Annotated in this window: 15 protein-coding genes; 11 read left to right on the top strand and 4 right to left on the bottom strand. The window is 55.2% G+C overall.

The annotated features are described in order from the left end of the window. Window positions 1-7 precede the first annotated feature (7 nt). From WCO56_14585 to WCO56_14570, 4 genes are read right to left on the bottom strand one after another with little or no spacing between them, the layout of a single operon-like run. A complete protein-coding gene (locus WCO56_14585; GenBank protein ID MEI7730797.1) occupies window positions 8-2,122 on the bottom strand; it encodes a hypothetical protein in 2,115 nt (704 codons plus the stop codon). A gap of 26 nt (window positions 2,123-2,148) precedes the next feature. Beyond that, a complete protein-coding gene (locus WCO56_14580) occupies window positions 2,149-3,612 on the bottom strand; it encodes a HAMP domain-containing sensor histidine kinase (GenBank protein ID MEI7730796.1) in 1,464 nt (487 codons plus the stop codon). A gap of 26 nt (window positions 3,613-3,638) precedes the next feature. Further along, a complete protein-coding gene (locus WCO56_14575) occupies window positions 3,639-4,943 on the bottom strand; it encodes a hypothetical protein (GenBank protein ID MEI7730795.1) in 1,305 nt (434 codons plus the stop codon). Further along, complete coding sequence (locus WCO56_14570) at window positions 4,912-5,463, bottom strand: hypothetical protein (protein ID MEI7730794.1); 552 nt, start codon at window positions 5,461-5,463, stop codon at window positions 4,912-4,914. The genes WCO56_14575 and WCO56_14570 overlap by 32 nt, the downstream gene beginning before the upstream one ends. 170 nt (window positions 5,464-5,633) lie before the next feature. Here WCO56_14570 and WCO56_14565 point away from each other — a divergent pair, with 170 nt between their 5' ends. The 11 genes from WCO56_14565 (at window position 5,634) to WCO56_14515 (ending at window position 17,393) form a co-directional block, all read left to right on the top strand. Continuing rightward, on the top strand, window positions 5,634-6,095 hold the full coding sequence (locus WCO56_14565) for a hypothetical protein (GenBank protein ID MEI7730793.1): 462 nt from the start codon (window positions 5,634-5,636) through the stop codon (window positions 6,093-6,095). A 1-nt stretch (window position 6,096) separates the two neighbouring features. Beyond that, on the top strand, window positions 6,097-6,708 hold the full coding sequence (locus tag WCO56_14560; GenBank protein MEI7730792.1) for a prepilin-type N-terminal cleavage/methylation domain-containing protein: 612 nt from the start codon (window positions 6,097-6,099) through the stop codon (window positions 6,706-6,708). 12 nt (window positions 6,709-6,720) lie between these two features. Further along, entirely contained in the window at window positions 6,721-8,568 is a 1,848-nt protein-coding gene (locus WCO56_14555) for a hypothetical protein (GenBank protein MEI7730791.1), read from the top strand. A gap of 22 nt (window positions 8,569-8,590) precedes the next feature. Then, window positions 8,591-9,184, top strand: a complete 594-nt coding sequence (locus WCO56_14550) for a hypothetical protein (protein MEI7730790.1) — start codon at window positions 8,591-8,593, stop codon at window positions 9,182-9,184. A 789-nt stretch (window positions 9,185-9,973) separates the two neighbouring features. Then, complete coding sequence (locus WCO56_14545; GenBank protein ID MEI7730789.1) at window positions 9,974-10,441, top strand: hypothetical protein; 468 nt, start codon at window positions 9,974-9,976, stop codon at window positions 10,439-10,441. Between the two features lie 53 nt (window positions 10,442-10,494). After that, window positions 10,495-12,546 (top strand): hypothetical protein, encoded by a 2,052-nt coding sequence (locus WCO56_14540; protein ID MEI7730788.1) that lies wholly within the window; start codon window positions 10,495-10,497, stop codon window positions 12,544-12,546. A 62-nt stretch (window positions 12,547-12,608) separates the two neighbouring features. Continuing rightward, complete coding sequence (locus WCO56_14535) at window positions 12,609-13,268, top strand: response regulator transcription factor (protein MEI7730787.1); 660 nt, start codon at window positions 12,609-12,611, stop codon at window positions 13,266-13,268. A 507-nt stretch (window positions 13,269-13,775) separates the two neighbouring features. Next, a complete protein-coding gene (locus WCO56_14530; GenBank protein MEI7730786.1) occupies window positions 13,776-14,204 on the top strand; it encodes a hypothetical protein in 429 nt (142 codons plus the stop codon). Next, complete coding sequence (locus WCO56_14525; protein MEI7730785.1) at window positions 14,167-14,739, top strand: prepilin-type N-terminal cleavage/methylation domain-containing protein; 573 nt, start codon at window positions 14,167-14,169, stop codon at window positions 14,737-14,739. Before WCO56_14530 ends, WCO56_14525 begins: the two co-directional genes overlap by 38 nt. Window positions 14,740-14,749: 10 nt before the next feature. Further along, a complete protein-coding gene (locus tag WCO56_14520; protein ID MEI7730784.1) occupies window positions 14,750-16,756 on the top strand; it encodes a hypothetical protein in 2,007 nt (668 codons plus the stop codon). Between the two features lie 94 nt (window positions 16,757-16,850). Next, the gene (locus WCO56_14515; protein ID MEI7730783.1) at window positions 16,851-17,393 is read left to right on the top strand and encodes a hypothetical protein; all 543 of its coding nucleotides are present in this window, start codon (window positions 16,851-16,853) and stop codon (window positions 17,391-17,393) included. The last annotated feature ends 486 nt before the right edge of the window (window positions 17,394-17,879 follow it).

The raw sequence follows: 17,879 nt of genomic DNA, 5'->3' as shown, positions 1-17,879 counted from the left end.
AACAGGATCAGGGAATGGCTCGAGCGCGGAAGAATTCGCTGGCTTGGTTGGTGCTGGTTTCCAGGTAGAGGAGCGTGCCGTCGCTTTCGTAGATTTCCAGCGTTGGTCCGGGGACCCATTGCATCAGGTTGGTCGAGCTTTCCAGGTTAAACTGTTGGTCGGTATGCCCGGTGATCAAGAATAATTTTTGGGTCAATCCGTTGGTGGAACTGGAGAACGCAAATTGTGGCAGCGATACCGGGGTGGTATCCGGCAGGATGGGGCTGCGCAGGATCGCCCCCTCAATTCCGGCCACTACCAATTGCTGGCCAAAGGTGGCCGCACCAAACAACGATTTATAGGTGAGGGTGCCGATACTGACCCAGTTAATGGCGTTGCTGCTGGCCAATACGGTGCCCTGATTGCCCACCGCATAATAGGTATCACCCGCAAACGCAACATCGTTTAACCAATTGGTGATGCCGGTGGTGCGCAGCGTCCAGGTGGACGCGTTGGGGCTGGTTAAGATGGTGCCGTTTTGTCCCACTGCCACCAATTGCCCGTTCAAGTATCGCACCCGGTAAATCCAATTCGTGGTGCCGGTGGTCACGTTGTTCCAATTGGTGCCGGTAACACTGGTTGAAATCGTGCCGCGATCCCCGACCACGACAAAGCCGCCTGGAAACCACGTCGCCCCGGAGAGGAACGCCTTGGAACCATTGGTGGCGGGCGTCCATTGCGTGCCGGTGGCACTGAAAAAGATGCACCCGTTTCCGCCCGCCACCAAGTAACCGCTGGTGGACGCGGCGACCGCATGCAAATCGTTGGTGGTGGGAGCATTGGTCAGGTGCGACCATTGGATGCCCATGGTGTTTACCAGGTTGGTTGAAAGGACCGTGGTGCTGCCATGGTAATTCGCCGTAATCACGTTTGTCCACGAGGCCGGGCTGTAAAGCAGCGTCCCCCGATTGCCCACCGCCACCAGCAGGTTTGAATTTCCCCCGACTCCGAGCAACACCGCATTGGTGGCCGTATTCGGCGGCAACTCCAAATCCCAATTGACCCCGTCAGCACTGGTCATAATGGTCGCTTGATCCCCCACTGCGACGTAAAGGTCCGCAGTACGGGTGATTTCCCAAATCCAGTTGCGCACCGAGTTATAACGGTTTACCCAGACTGAGCCGGTGGCGTTGGTTTTGAACCCTTCCAGAATCATGCCGGACCGTCCCGCCGTCAGCAGTTCCGAGACTTGTCCCAGCGCGCTGTAGTAGGTCCATGCCGGCGCGTGATATACTTTATTGGTGGCCAGTTCATCGGTCCATGGCCCGTTGGTTTCCTGCAACCGCAATTCCTTTTCACCGGCCAGAACCGTGAAATTGGTGATGCCGGCGGCGGCATACAGGGAATTGGTGGCGCCAATCCCAGAGATTGTACTCCACGAACTGCCATCGTTATCGCTGCGCAGCACCACTCCTTGGTCGCCCACGGCATACAACGAGCCATTCACGGCAAACACGCCATTCAGGCGGCGGGTGGTGCCGGAGGTACTTTTTTTCCATGTTTTACCATTATTGCTGGTCAGGATGACTCCGCTCTGTCCCACCGCCACAAACGTGTTTTTGCCATAGGCTGCGCCGCAGAGCCAGTTGGTGACGGAAGAGTTTTCCTGGGACCAGTTGGTGCCGGTGATGCTGGAATAAATCGCGCCGTTGTCGCCCACCAAAATCACCAGGCTGGAGGAAGCGGCGGCGCCCATCAGCCAATTCGGGGTGCCCAGGTCTATGACGAAGAAATCTTCCAGGGAATCCGTCCAGACCACCGTGCCGCGCTCGCCCACTGCAATCAAACGGTCATTAAAAAAGACCGCCGCCAACAGCGTATTGGTGGTTCCGGTATCATACGGCATCCAATCTATCAGGTTTTCGCTCGAGTATAGTTGGCCGCGTTCCGCCACTTGCACTGTCAAATCCAGACCGTAGGCCATGCCATACACATTGCCGCCGTGCGGCAACGGGTTGGACCAGCGCCAACGCGGTGCCAGATTCGCCGCATTGGTTTCCAGCAATGAGCAAAGCAGGACCCCTAGCATCCATGGAAAACGATGCCACGCAGCCCAGCTTGCCTGCATATTAAATGGACTCATTGAAAAATCCAAACAGCCCTATTACTCTAATTCAAAATGAGGGTAGTCGCCAACCGATTTGTTACAGTTTTTTCGGAGCTTACCGGGTCATTGGGAGGCATGGGCAAGCGAAACTCGAATACGCAGCCGCGTGGCGAACTGGCGGCCAGTTCCAAGCGTGCCCCCAGATGATTGGCCAACTGCTTACTGATGGCTAGGCCGATGCCGAGCCCACCGGGTTTGGTGGATTGGCAGGGCATGAAGAGGTGTGGGCGCAAGGCGTCGGGAAAACCGGTGCCTTCATCCTGGACCTGGCAGACCACTTGGCCCGCTTCCATGCGGGTGCTGAGCGTTACCGTGCCGCCGTGCGCCGTGGCTTGGAGGGCGTTGCGCAACAGATTTTCCAGGATGAGCAGGGAAAGATTGGCTGCCCGGTTCTCCAGCAGGAGGTCCAAGGGCGGGGAGTGCAGCAGACGCACGCCGGTTTGTTGGGCGAGCGGCTGGTTTTTGCGGATGGCCAGGGCAAGTACGTCGGCCAACGGACTAAACGGCTGGGACAAGGACGGTTCGTTGTTCAGCATCTTGCCGAAATCGTTGATCATCTGCTGCATTTCGCGAATAGTTTTTTGCGCCATCTGCCAGCCGGCCTGGTTTTCGCCTGGTGGTTGGGAGGCTAATCCCTCAAACAGGTTGCGCAAGCCGATGATCGGACTCTTCAAACCATGAATCAAATGCGCGGACATGGCACCGGTGGCCGAGGTTTTGGCCGCCAGGATCAATTCCTGGTTGGCCCGGGCCAGGCTTTCCGAGCGAGAGCGGAGTTCCATGTTGGCCTGCTGCAGACGCCGGAACGTCCAACTTAATCCGACGACAATCAGACCGCCCCCCACCAGGAACACCAACCACCCTTGTTGCCACAAATGCTGATCCAAGGTCGCAAATTCCGTGGCGAGCGCCTGACCATCCAGGTAAAACTGGGCGCTGCCCAGCAGTTGCGACTGGGCCGGCGCGTAAAATGGCACGTTCACCTCCAACAAGGGAACCGCCGCGGCCAGCGCGGTTCCCGGCAGGAATAGCTTGGCGAGGTTGGCTGCCTCAAAAAAGCGGGAATGACAGCGTAAATCGGTTAAAACGCTCATGGTTTCACGCCCGAGCGCACCAGGTTGCACCGTTGGTGGCACCGAGGCGACGAAGGAGCCGCGCGCATCAAACAGCCGGGCGGCCAGCACGCCGCGCATCCGCGAGATTTCGAGCAGCAGGTTGAACTGCACGGATGGTTCATCCAGCTGCAACTCTGGCGCTGACTGCAGGTGATTGGAGTATTGCAGCCACAAGACCGCCTGAAACACTTCCCCGTCCCGGGCAATCATTTGCTGGCGGATTTGGTGGCGCAATTGGCGGGTAACGGAGACGATGGCGGCGCCAAAAACCACCAGAGTAATGGCTACCATCGCCAGCGGAAGCCAGCGAAAACGCTCGAAGAGCGAGACTTTGGAGGCCGTGTCAGTCATGCCCGAAAGTGCGTAGGATAGCCGAATCACCAACCCCAGTCAATGCCCGCCAGCAGAGTGTTTACGTTGTATTCATCCAGCAGCAGATTCGATAGCGAGGACTCATGTTCATACTGAGCAAAGGTTTTGAGATGTTTGGTCCACGTTTTCTCGATGCGCAGTTGAAGTTGCCAGGTAGCCTTGTCGCGCAATCGCTCATCCGTGCGGCTGAAGGTCTGGTGCGTGAATTCATAGGCGGCCAGGCGGACTTGGGCGCGGACCTCCCAGGCAGCGGATTTGTAACGTAGCGCCTCGGTGAACTGGTAGCGGCGGAAATCGAAATAGCCCCCGCCGTTATCCAGGTTGAGGGCAAAGCCCAGGCGGGTGGTGGTCCGCCAATGGCGTGGCGGGTCCCAGTAGTGCTGCCATTGGACTTGAAACTCGTGTTCCGTGAACACCAACGTTTCTCCGGGAATGCGGAATCCCTCGCGGGTCAGCGGTTCCCGATGGTCGTACCAGCGCCAAAATGGTTCATAAATCAGCGAGAGTTCCGAACGATTGCCGTATCCTTGGCCCACGGTAAATTTGGGGCGAAATTGCCAGAAACCATCCAGTGGCGCGTGCAGCCATTGGCGGCTGGCCCCCAACTCGAGTTCCGCCCAGCGTCGCTGTTCAAAATCCCGACGTACGCCGGGATACAGCCGCAGCCCGTTTCCTTGAAAACGCGCGGTGTTGAGGTTGGTCTCGGTGGCGGAGACATCCATGACTTGGTTTTGGTAATGGTGGTCCAGGCTGCAACTCCAGACCCATTCGCCCGGGCCGTACTGCTTCCATTGAAGCATGGACAGGATAAATTGCTCATCATCCAGTTTGGGTGACTGCCAATACCTAGTATCCTCCGCACTGACCAGCAGGCTGAGTTGCGTGCCATCCAATGGCAGACGCAATAGTGAGGCATCCAATCCCCCCTGAAAAAAACCGCTACCATCCGCAAAACGACGGTTCAGCAACACGTTATCCTTGTAGCCAAACGCCCCGTGAAGGTTGAGGTCCCAATCCCATGGAGAAAGTGAAATGTCGGCTGGCTTGAGGGCGGCATCGGATGCCGGAAGTGGTGCGGCTATGGCCGCGCTTAAAGATAAGGCCAGCCATAAGCAACACAGGCCAGCAACAGAAATATTGCGGATTGCGGATTGCGGATTGCGGATTACGGATGGTGGTTGCACTGAAAATGGTGGTACAACGTCTTTCCAACTCTGACTGTTGCTCCCGTGCTCAGCCATCCCTCGCCGCCCGATCCGCTTCCCGCCATGGCCAATATCAGCGTCCACGCCCTTCGCCTTGCGCATCATCCACCACCCGTCCCAAATCCGCCTGCAACGCGCGTTTCAGTTCGATGGCACGGTCGCGTTGCTCCTTGATCAACTCTTTCTGCTGTTCCCGCCATTGATCCAGACTTTCCTTTAATTGCTCGCGAATCGCCGCCCGATCCTCGGCGCTGGCCCCCTTCAGTTGCTTCATCAGGATTTGCTGGTCCTGCAAATATGCCTCGCGTGCGGCTTGGAACTGCTTGATCAAATTTTTGACATCGCCGTTGGGCTGGGTGCGGTCCGGACGTCCCTTGCGTTCCGGTTCGTTGGACGCCGGATCAGCTTGGCTCGAAGGTATCACAACAGCCCGGGTATCCAGGGTTTGCTTGTTGTGGCCATACGCGTTACCATTGTTTTTGGGAGCGGCGGTTACGTTGGTGTTGTCGGCAAAGCCACTGACGCAACCGGCGATAACACCGATGAGGATCACCCACACTTTGGTCCCGCCGACCAACGTTAGGCACGGCCGTATATGTGCTGCAATACGCATTTTATCGATCATGATAAGAGCACGGTTTATGCCATACTTCATTACACTGATGTAGAGTAAACCTGTTATGGTAAAAAACAAGTCGGAATATCGAAATTGACAAGGCATGGTACTTGCTGTATCCATATAGACATGTACATAAGTACTTATTTGGATAATACCGCATAGACCTTGTTGATAACATGATTTTACCGTCCGCCATGCCAAAGAAGTCTGGGAAGAACCAAGGGTTCACCTTGGCGGAGGTGCTTATTTCCACGATGTTGTCCGTCATGACCATGTCGGCCATTGTCTATGGCTACCTGACCACGGCCACCCGGGCCGAGTGGACCTCGTATTCGTTGGCGGCGGAGTCATACGCCATGCAGCGAGTCGAACAAGTGCGCTCGTGCAAATGGGATTTGGGAGCCGTTCCGGAGGTGGATGAATTGCAGACGACCAATTTTACGCAACAAACCAACATCATGGACATCCCCATCAACGGCACGAACGTGGTCTGGTGTACCAATTTCACGGTGATCAGCCAGGTGTTGAGCAATCCGCCGGTCAAATGCGTTCGCGTGGATTGCACCTGGACCTGGCCGCGTTCGCGCCGGGTGTTTACCAATACGGTGGTCACGTATCGGAGTCCGGATAGCTTTTGATATGCATACGGTCTTAACATATTGCCCGCGTCGCACCCGTGGTTTTACCCTTACGGAGCTGATGATTTCGATGGCTATCATGATGATCGTCATTGCCGGCACATTGACCGCACATATCATGGGGCTGAAAATGTACGGGCTCACCCGCGCCAAATTGGGGGCTAACACGCAGGCGCGCGATGCCATCAACTCCCTGATGCAGGAGGTGCGCGCAGCCAAACTTGTGCGGCTTGGCAATGGCAGCCTGACTGATTTTGTGGAAGCCCAACCCGGCCAGATCCAGGCGGGCAACGCCATCCAACTTTACACCAACGCGCTGGTGACCAATTTCTATTCCCGCTATTACCTCGACACGAACAACACCCGGTTTGTGCGCTCAGACCAGACTGGCGCGGTGCGCGATATCGTCGCCGAATTCATCACCAACAAGGTCGTGTTCACGGCGGAGGACTTCCAGGGTAATATTTTAACCAACAACCAGAACAACCGGGTGATCGGCCTGACCATCCAGTTTTACCAGATCCAGTACCCGATCACCTCTGTCGGCACGCCGGGGGCGTATTTTGACTTTTACCAGATTCGCACCAAAATCACCCGCCGCATGCTGCAATAAACGATTGGAGCCATGATGAAACTTGCCTGTTTACCGCATCGCCCGCGAGCCGGATACGCGCTCGTGATTGTGCTGGTGTTTCTCGGAGTGGCCATGATTGTGCTGTCCACCGCCATGTCCTGGACGTCCACCACCGCGCAGTTGACGGCGCGCAACAACCAGCGGTGGGAAACCCTGTATGCCGCCGAGGCAGCCACGGAGATCGTGGTTGGCCAGATTGCGTACGATTATCACAATGGCAGCCAGGCGGATGTGTACAATAATCTCGCCACCTACCGCACCTTGGTTCCGAGCAGCTCGCAAAATCCATTTTGGACGAACTACACCTTCGGCGATGCCAACGGCGTGTCGGGGGTCACAGCGGTCAATAACAGCGCGGCTTGGGCCTATACCGTGTTGGATTCGCAATACGCCGGCTTGTTTGGTTACGCCGCCACCTATACCATCATCTCCAATGCCCGCCGCAACAACGCACCCTACGATATTACTTCGGCGGTGAAGCAGGATGTGCAAATCACCACCATTCCGATTTTCCAATTTGCCATTTTTTACGGGATGGACATGGAGATCAGTTGCGGCCAGGCGTTTAACGTGACGGGGCGCGTCCACGCCAACGGCAACCTGTACACCTGCCCGGACAGTGTGTTGACGTTTTTCAGCGATGTCACCGCGGTGGGCACCATCAATTTCGGGCGCGCGCCGGGGGATGCCCGGGGAGCGCCCTCCGGCTCGGTGACGTTTCAGGCGGATAAGGATGCGAAGGCGTCGAGTTTAACCCTCCCGATTGGCACCAATAATTCGGCGCAGGCGGTGCAGGCAATTCTGGATGTGCCTCCCGCTGGCGAGAGTCCGACCTCCCTGATGGGGAAACAGCGCTACTATAACAAGGCAGATTTGATTTTGCAGGTTAGCGATACGGTGAACACCAACACCTTTCTTTCGACCAACACCTCTTTTACTACCAACAAAGTCGGCAAGGTAACCACGATTGTCACCAATACCGCCACCATCACGAATTTCACGTATATAACCAACCTGGTCCTGGCTGGCAAAAGCGGTTCCTATAACAATTTCGCGACCTCTGTCCCCACCAACCTGCTTCAGCAATTCGTTGTCCTCACCAATAAGTTCATGGATGCGCGCGAAGGCAAGACGGTGGAATCGGTGGATATTGACGTAGGCTGTTTGCGCACCAACACCGGCTTGTTCAATGCCTTGGGACGTACGGTGAACCAACTGTATGTCCAGGATGATCGCCGAGCCTCGATTCTCACCAACACCGAGATGTCTGCGGTGCGGTTGGTGAACGGGGCCGCGCTGCCGACCAACGGCCTTTCGGTGGCCACGGCTGAGCCGCTGTACATCCGGGGCAATTATAACGCCCCCACTGCTGCGCTTGGCACCACCAACACCTCGCAGACCATGCCCGCCTCTGTGGTGGCGGATGCCGTCACCATCCTGTCGCCGGCCTGGACGGATGCCAACAGCACGTTGGCACTGGCGAGTCGTGCCGCCACTGCGGTCACGGTGAACACCGCCATCATTGCGGGCATTGTGCCCACCACCAACTTTATGAGCTACAGCGGCGGCGCAGAAAACTTCCCGCGTTTCCTGGAAGATTGGGCACCGGGCGGCACCAAGCGGATTGTCACGTACAATGGCTCGATGGTGGTGATGTTTCCCAGTCGTTATGCGAACTCCAAGTGGGGCACCGGCAATGTCTATAACCCGCCGGCCCGCAACTGGGCGTTCGATCTGAATTTCATGGATCCGGTGAAGCTGCCGTTCGGGACACCGTTACTGAGCACTATGATCCGCGGCCAGTGGGCGGAGGCAGCGCCACGCCGCCCGGCGAATTAGGCGGGCACAAACATTTAACTCAATGCACCATAAAATCATCTCTCCTGCACTGTTGCTGGCCGTCGTTTTGCCAGCGGCTGAACTGGCCGCCCAGACCGTCTTCCGGTTGGGCACAGAAAAACGTGTGTGTCCGGAATATGGCACGGTGAGCGAGGGGCACATTCTGCTGGTGGATCGCACCCAGTTTCATTTTCAGGCTCCCACCGGCTGGCAGATGTCGGCGGATAACGTCCAGCAACGGATTGCCTTTTCCGACCCGGGGTTGACGAGTTATCTGGCCCTGCGCGTTCAATTGGACGCGACCAACGTGGTCGCGGAACCGTGGACGGAGACAAATGTTACGGCGCTGGTGGCCCTCCGCTTCGCGAATGCCAAAATCAGCACGGTCTATGCCTGTTATGGCATGGGCACGCGCGGAGTGGCGGTTGAATTTGAGTTTACGGACAGCGTGAATCGGCGGTCGCACGGACGCCTGGCCGCATTGAACTTCACGGGTGGAAAAATGGAAATTACCGCCGTTTCCTGCGGTGATTGGCCGCGCACCCATGTGGAGTACAACGCGTTCCTCAATTCCCTGCGGATGGAAGTGATGCCGCCGAAGAAGGAGGAAAATTGACCTGGAATTGCCTTTGAGTGGTGACGGGGCCTAGTCGCGTGTGGGTTTTGGTTATGCCAAAACCGGTTAAAGCCGGGACACCAAACGGCGTGGTTGGCTTTGTTCTTCAATGTCCCAAAGTCTTCGAGGTGTCCAATATTGGGACAGAGAATCTGAATGCCGAATACCGAACCATCCTTTGCAAGCAGCATAATGCATAAGCCCGAACACCCCAACGGGGACTTTTGCAGAAAAATAAACCGGCAGAAAAATGGGAACCGAACATGGTAAAAAAATTTGGAATTACATTTTTCTGTAAAAGGTTTTCGGTTACTCAATCTCGTTCACTCTCCCGAGATCTAATAAACAACCCCCCGTCCAGGGGGCGGGCTTTTTAGGCTCATATCATCAAAATAAACCGGCAGAAAGATGGAAAACAATCAACCTGCCTGGTTTCAAATTTTGCCGGACCCGGTTCTTTGGGATTGCCAGACCATGTTCGACAGATAATGCTGTTAACACAATAACCCTCCGCATTCTGATCTGGATTTATATCTTTCTACCGTTCAATTTTTCTGTAAAAGGAAAACCACCTTCACACCGGTGTTATTGTTAGTAGGTACTTACATCCCTATTAGTATAAGACCATAATACTATCCATTTTTCCCTTTCGGCCTTTCGTTTACATAACTATCTTTCCAGTAGTTAGTTGGAATATAGAAAGCTCGGGGTTTTGTGATGGCAGTCCCAAACACGGCAGGATGCTTGCTTACTCTTGAGATGCAACTGAACGAGCTTGATTAACCGCTTATGAGAATTTGCACAACATGGGACCGAAAAAACGGTAGGGCGTTGGCCTTTACCCTGGTGGATGTCCTGGTGAGTATCTGGATTTTTGGGTTGGGCTTTATCTCCCTGTACACCGGTCTCGCGTCGGGGGTGCAAATCATCGGCATGGCGCGTGAGAATTTGCGGGCCACCCAGATTATGGCGGAAAAAATGGAAACCATGCGCCTGTACGCTTGGGAGCAGGTCACCAGTAGCACCAACGTTCCCCCCACGTTTGTGGACTACTACTATCCAACCACCTTAAATGCCAGTCACGGAGTCGTTTATTACGGGTCCGTCACCGTCACCAATCCCCCCTTTAGCGCGTCCTATTCGGACGATTTGCGGATGGTCGTGATTCAGGTGAGCTGGACGAACTATAATATTCCACACGATCGGCAGATGAGTACGATGGTGGGCCGGAACGGGCTGCAAAATTACATTTTTTGAGGGTGCCTGGCGAGGCCGGTAACACCTCGCAAAACATTGAATACAAGAAAGTTATGAAAATATTTCTGAAGACCAGCGGGACGGAGCAAGGGTCGGTGTTGATGCTGACGATGCTGTGCTTTGGCATTCTGGGATTCACCCTGGCCAGTTACCTGACGTTGGTGAGCACGCAGAGCCGCGCCGTGGAACGATCCCAAACGTGGAATACGGTGATGCCGTTGGTGGAAGCGGGGCTGGAAGAGGCGATGGCGCACCTGAATCAGACCGGTACCACCAATCTCTATAGTGATGGCTGGCAAAAGCTGCACATTTGGGGGTGGTACGCGATCCCCAATCTCGCCATGATGCAACGGACCATGGACAAAGGCCGGTATGTGGTCTCCATCACCGCCGCCACGCAGCCCACGATCGAGTGTACCGGTTATGTGCCGGCGCCGTTTGTCACCTTGGCCAGTATTTCGCCGTTGTTAGGTTCCCTTGGCCCAACCTACGCGCGCCCCGGGGAAGTCTATCGCTCGGTGCGTGTCACCACCGGTGGCGGCTCCTTCTTCGCCATGGGCATGATCGCCAAAAACGGCGTGGATATGCATGGGAACAATGTGGCGTCGGATAGTTTTGATTCCGGCGACCAGAACTTCAGCACCAATGGCAAATATGATCCCGCCAAACACAAGGATAATGGCGATATTGCCACTAATTCCGGTCAGCCAGGGTTGTTCAACGCCGGTAACGCCAACATTTGCGGCCACGTCTTTACCGGTCCCGGTGGCACGATCAATATCGGGCCGAACGGGGTGGTTGGCAGTCTGGCCTGGTTCGCCGGCGGCAATGCCGGCATCGAGCCCGGGCATTTCTCCGATGACATGAATATGAGTTTCCCCACGGTGGTTGCTCCGTTTACCGGCGGCTATACCCCGGGCGGCGGTAATATTTCCATCACCAACTTTGTCTATGGCAGTAATTGGGTGACCACTGCCGCCTATCCCAGTCCCCCCCCCGGTGGCGCCATCACCACGAATACCACGGGCATGATTACCACCTACGATTATCCCACCGGGTACGTGCTTGGCGCGGTCGTAACGAATGTCGTCACGGTGACCAGCACCGATTATCCCACCAACGCCTTCGGTGCGATCACCACCAACATTTTTCAGGTCAACTCCAATACCTTGCCCACGCCCGTGCCCGCTGGGGTGATTAAGACCAATGTCACCTGGTTTACCAATGTCGCGCTGCCCACGCCCCTCCCCAATGGAACCATTCAGACCAATACCGTCTTTTCCAGCGTCCAATATCCATCCACTCCGATGCCGCCCGGGCCCCCCTCGAATGCCCCGGCCTGGACGCCCCCCTCGGCTGGTACCTATGTGGGAGTGCTGACCAACCGCTATAATTCAGTCAGCCACCAATCCGACCGCGGTTGGTGGCATGATTACCAGGCGATTCGCGATTATACGTACAATCAAAAGGACTATACTTGGAATCTTCCAACCACGTACACCTGTCAAATGCGAAGGTATAGCTACACCGTTTTGATCAGTTACACCTATTTTGCGCGCACCAGCACGAATGTCACGGTGACCACATCCGCGTATGACCTGATTCTGGATAGTTATAATTACGCGGTGGATAGCCTGGGTGGCACTGTCTATGTGCGTGGTAATACTTCCATCTACGTGCGCAACTCCATCTCCTTCTCCGGCCTGGAAGGGATTACGATTGGTCCTAACGGCAGTTTGAAACTTTACATGGCGGGTGCCAGTGCCTCCATTAGCGGTCAGGGCCTTCTGAATCCCTCCGGCCAAGCCATTCGGTTTCAGTATTTCGGCCTGGATACGCATACGGATCTCAAAATCAGCGGTAACGGCACCTTCTGCGGTGCAATCTATGCGCCCAATGCCGCGTTCACCTTGGGGGGTGGCGGTAACAATACTCAGGATTTCTGCGGGGCTGCCATTGTCAATACGGTTAGCATGGTCGGGCACTTCAATTTTCATTACGATGAGGATCTGTTGCGCAGTGGCCCAGGCACCCGCTTTATTGTCACCTCCTGGAATGAGGTGGCACCCAACGATACGACCGTCATCAAGTGGTCAGCACCATGATTTGAATTTAACCATGGACAAAGCGTCCAATATCTGACACAGATTCATTTGCTATGAATCAGATGGTTGAAAAAAATATTCGGCTATTGATCGTGGACGACCATGCAGTTGTCCGCATGGGATTAACCGCTCTGCTTGGCCGCCATCCCCAGATGGAAGTTGTCGGCGAGGCCAATTCCGCCGCGCACGCCGTCACGGAAGCCGCCCGGCTAAAGCCCGAGGTGGTGCTGATGGATGTGCGCCTGCCGGATAGCTCTGGTTTTGAGGCGTGCCGGAAAATCCGCAAACAGGCGCCGAACGTCCGGGTGCTTTTCCTAACCTCGTACCAGGACGATGACGTGGTGGTGCAGGCGATCAGCGCCGGGGCGGATGGTTTTTTGCTGAAAGACGCCGAAGAACCGCAATTGGTGGCGGCCATTGAAAGTATCCATGCCGGACGCTCCATTCTGGACCCGGCGGTCGTCGGCCAGGTCTTGAACCGCATCAAAACGGATGCGGAACCCAAGACGGAAAATAAGCTGGAGCAATTATCTACGCAGGAGCGGCGGGTCATCGCGTTGGTGGCGCAGGGCAAAACCAACAAGGAAATCGGCCAGGAATTAGTGCTGAGCGACAAGACCATCAAGAATTATCTCAGCAACGCGATGGATAAACTGCAGATGAAACGTCGTTCCCAAGCGGCCGCCTATTTCGTGCAGCAGAGTTTCGCCGCGCGAGCGTGAGTGGTACGGAAAAATTGGGGGGAAATCTTGCAGAAAAATAAACCGGCAGAAAGATGAAAACCGATTGAATGAATATTTTTCTGCCGGTTCATTTTTCTGCAAAAGTTTTCGGTTACTCAGGCTTGTTTATTCTCCCAAGAGCTAATAAACAACCCCGTCTAGCGGGCGGGGCTTTTTAGGCTCATTACAGAAAAACAAACCGGCCGAAAGATGGGAATAAATTGAATTAATATTTTTCTGCCGGTTCATTTTTCTGCAAAAAGTTTTCGGCTAGGTACTTTCATCCCTATCAGTATAAGTCCATAATACTATCCATTTGTCCCTTTCGGCCTTTCGTTTACATAACTATCTTTCCAGTAGTCAGTTGGGATATAGAAGGCTTGGGGTTTGGTGAGTCCAGTCCCAAACACGGCAGGATGGTTGCTTGCTGTGTATCTGAGAATGAACGAGCTTAGTTAGCCGATTATGAGAACTTGCACAACATGGGGCCGAAAAAAAGGTAGGGCGATGGCCTTTACCTTGGTGGAAATTCTGATGGCCATGGCGATCATGGTCACCGTGTTCGTTTCGCTCTACGCGGGCATTAATTCCGGCGTGCAGGTCATTCGGGTGTCGCGGGAAAACCTGCGCGCGACCCAAATTCTGGTCGAGCACACTGAAATTGCCCGCCTGTGCACCTGGACTCAGGTGAACGATGGGGTGACGCTGCCCGCCACGTTCACCACCACTTATTACCCAACGGGAATGGTTCAAGGCATCACCTATTATGGCAGCACGCTCGTTACCAACGTGGATTGGCCTGCCAATAGCGCGAATTACAGCGACGATATCCGAATGATTATTCTGCAAGTCAGATGGACCAACGCCGACGTTCCCCGGCTTCGGGAAATGCGCACTTATGTGGCTCGCAATGGAATGCAACCCTACATCTTTTAAGCGGCGATCCGGCTGGCGCGAGCGCGCCTTTACCCTGCCGGAGTTGCTGGTCAGCATGGGCATCAGTGGCATCGTGTTTGCCGCGATTGCTTCGCTCTCGCTCTACACGGGGCGGAGCTTTGCCATGATGGCCAACTACGTGGACCTGGACAACGCCAGCCGCAATGCGCTGGATATCATGACGCGGGATGTGCGCAACGTGCTGTATTTGTCCACGTACCAAACCAACATGCTGGTTTTTCAAGATAATGACGGCCTGCCGCTGACCTATACGTATGATCCGCAGGCGCACACGTTGACCCGGATCAAAGGCACTGACAATAAACTATTGCTGGAGCAATGCGACATGCTGGTTTTCAGTATGTATCAACGCAACCCGGACATCGGGAACCCTTATCCGGTGATTGCCACCAACGCGGATTATTGCAAGGCCATTGGGGTCACCTGGATTTGTTCCCGCAAAATGTTCGGGGCCAAGGTGAACACGGAAAGCGTGCAAACCGCGATGGTCGTCATTCGCAACGAACAACGTTGAACGCACCCCTATGAAAATCCAACGCCTTTCCACCAGACCGACCCGCGCGAGTGTGCTGGTGATCGTCTTGATTACCAGCGCGATTTTGGGTTTTATCCTGGCCAGTTACCTGATCCTGATCAATGCCCAGAATCGCTCGGTCACCCGCTCGCAGACCTGGAACTCGGTGATGCCTATCGTCGAAGCCGGCATCGAAGAGGCGCTGGCACACTTGAATAAAAACGGGTTGACCAACCTCTTTCTCTCGCCCTGGACCAATGTGTCCGGGATGGCGGTCACTGGCCGGTCACTGAACGGGGGCGGGTACATGGTCTCGATCACTACCAACGTCCTGCCGGTCATCGAGTGTTCCGGGTACACCACGCCGCCCACCGCGTTTGGCTATCTGCCGACGGAGGCTCCGCCGGTCCTGTTTGCCCAAATCGCCAACCAGCCAACCACCGCCATCGGCGCCCGCAAAATCTACCGCTCGGTGCGGGTCACCACCAGCAATGGCGCGCTGTTTGCCAAAGGTATGGTGGCCCGGGGGGGCATTAGTTTTGCCGGCCAGAACGTGACCACCGACAGCTTCGATTCGGCGGATCCCAACTATAGCACCAATGGCCAGTGGGATCCTGCCAAACGCAAAGGTAACGGCGACGTCGCCAGTAACTCGGGCGGAGCCAATATCGTGGATATTGGCAACGGCAATGTGATTGGTCACGCCGCCACCGGGCCAGGCGGCACCATTGCGGTGGGCTCCGGCGGTGTGATCGGCGACTTGGCGTTTGTTTCCGGTGGCGGGCGCGGCATTGAGGCGGGCCACGCATCCTCCGATATGAATCAGAGTTTTCCGGATGTGGTTTGCCCGTTTGCGGGCGGTTTCTCCCCCAACTCCGGCAGCATTTCAACCACCAATTATAGTTTTGGCACCAGCGTGGTTACGACGGTTAATATGCCCAGTCCCATGCCCAACCCACCCATCACCACCAATGTCGGGCTGACCATCACCACGCCCACCCGGCCTCCGTATTGGCCGCCGGGAGGAGTTACCCGCAACGATATTGTCGTCACCAGCACGTTGTATCCCACCAATGATTATGAGAATGTTACCACCAATACGATTACAGTCACCACGAATGCGATGCCGACGCCACTGCCTGCAGGCGTGATCATTACCAACATTGTGGTGGTCACAAACGCCACGCTGCCTACGCCGGCGCCGACGGGCTTCATTACTACCAATACGGCCTTTGTCTATAATGCCACGGTGGCGCCTTCCGTGGGTCCGCCGATCACGTATGTGGGGACGGTGACCAACCGTGTCGTCACTACTGGGAAAAATAAGGGAACCTTTTACGACTATTGGGCGATTCAAAGCTACGTATATAACGAGCGCTCCTATACCTATATCATCCCGAATGCCTATACCTATACCATGCATACCTATACCTATACGCCGATTGTTTCCTATACCTACAATGTTGTCACGACCAACGCGGCCACGATAACCAGCCAGAAGTACGATATAGTATTGGATAGTTATGATTACGTTATAGACAACCTGAGCGGTAGCGTGTATGTCCGCGGCAACGCGCGTCTGCACGTCACCTCCAGCATCTCTTTCAAGGGGCAGAGTGGTTTGACCATTGGACCCGGCGCCAGCCTGATGCTTTACATGGATGGCGCTTCGACGGACATCGCCGGGAATGGCGTCCTGAATATGTCCGGCAACGCGGCGAATTTTCAATATTTCGGCACCGCCAATAACACGTCGATCAACATTCACGGCAATGGCGGTTTCTGCGGCGTCATCTACGCCCCGTATGCGGATTTCACGTTGGGTGGCGGCGGCAATAACAACCAGGATTTCATTGGTGCCAGTGTGGTCAACTCGGTCAGGATGAACGGGCATTTTAATTTCCATTATGATGAAAACCTGGCCCGGATGGGCCCCACCAGTCGGTACATGATCACCTCGTGGATCGAAGTGGGGCCGATGGATACCTGGCTGGCGAGTAATAATCTGCTGCCCTGAACTGAATATGAACGTGCGGCTCAATCAGCGAAAGGCAGCGGCAAGCGGCTTTGCGTTCTTCGGCGGCAGGGGGGGCAGCAGACCGAACGCCGCAATGAATTGCCTTGCCTTTACGCTGCCGGAACTGATGGTCTCCATCGGCATCAGTTGCCTGGTGTTCGCGGCCATTGCCGTTTTGTCACTCTACACCGGCCGCACGGTGGCCAGCCTTGCCAATTACGTGGAACTGGATCAGGACAGCCGTAACACATTGGATGTCATGACCCGTGACATTCGCCAGGTGCAGCAACTGACCAATTTTGTCAAAACCGTTTCCGGCACCAACATGAGTTATCGCCTGGATTTTTATGATTCCGATAACACCGTGCTCTCGTATTCGTACAGTTCCACCAATCAAACGCTGACGCGTATCAAGGGGGGGGGCTCGCAGGTGATGCTCCACGGGTGCGTGGCGTGCGTCTTTAACATGTGGCAGCGGAATACCGTGCCCGGCACCTTTGATCTGGTGCCGACCACCAATACCGACTTATGCAAGGCGATTGACGTGACCTGGGTGTGTACCCGCACGGTGTTGGGCAGCCTGGTCAACAGCGAAAGCGTCCAGACCGCCCGCATTATCATCCGCAAGCAGCATTAATGAGTAATGCCCGAAAACCCCAACGGGAACTTTTGCAGAACTTTAGCAGAAAAATAAACCGGCAGAAAAATGGGAACCGGACATGGCAAAAAGAGTAGCTGGCAAAAAATGATACGAAGGAGATGGAAGCGAGGAGCCAGAAGCTGGGAGCAAGTTAGGTATGGCGGTCCCGGTCGGTGTTACCGGTGGAATCGGACGTGCAATTCCGGATTTTTAACCACTGATTACACGGATGGCACGGATGAAAACCAGATCAGTTCGGAATGGGGGGACCAGCTTCTTTTGCACAAAAATTGCAAATCCGATTACCAACCTAATAAGATTCAGGTCATTCTGGCGTCGCGAGTAGTCGAATCAGCGCGTTGAAATTCTGGTAAAATGGGGGCTGCCAAGCCAACGCCACTGGCCAATGATGTCATTCGTGATTCATTCCATCTTTCTGGTGCAGCCTTCGATCTTTGACAGGCCAGCGGGTGCAAGTCCCGC

This window comes from Verrucomicrobiota bacterium (assembly GCA_037139415.1).
Lineage (GTDB): Bacteria > Verrucomicrobiota > Verrucomicrobiia > Limisphaerales > Fontisphaeraceae > JBAXGN01.
This window is presented reverse-complemented; position numbering and strand designations above follow the sequence as displayed.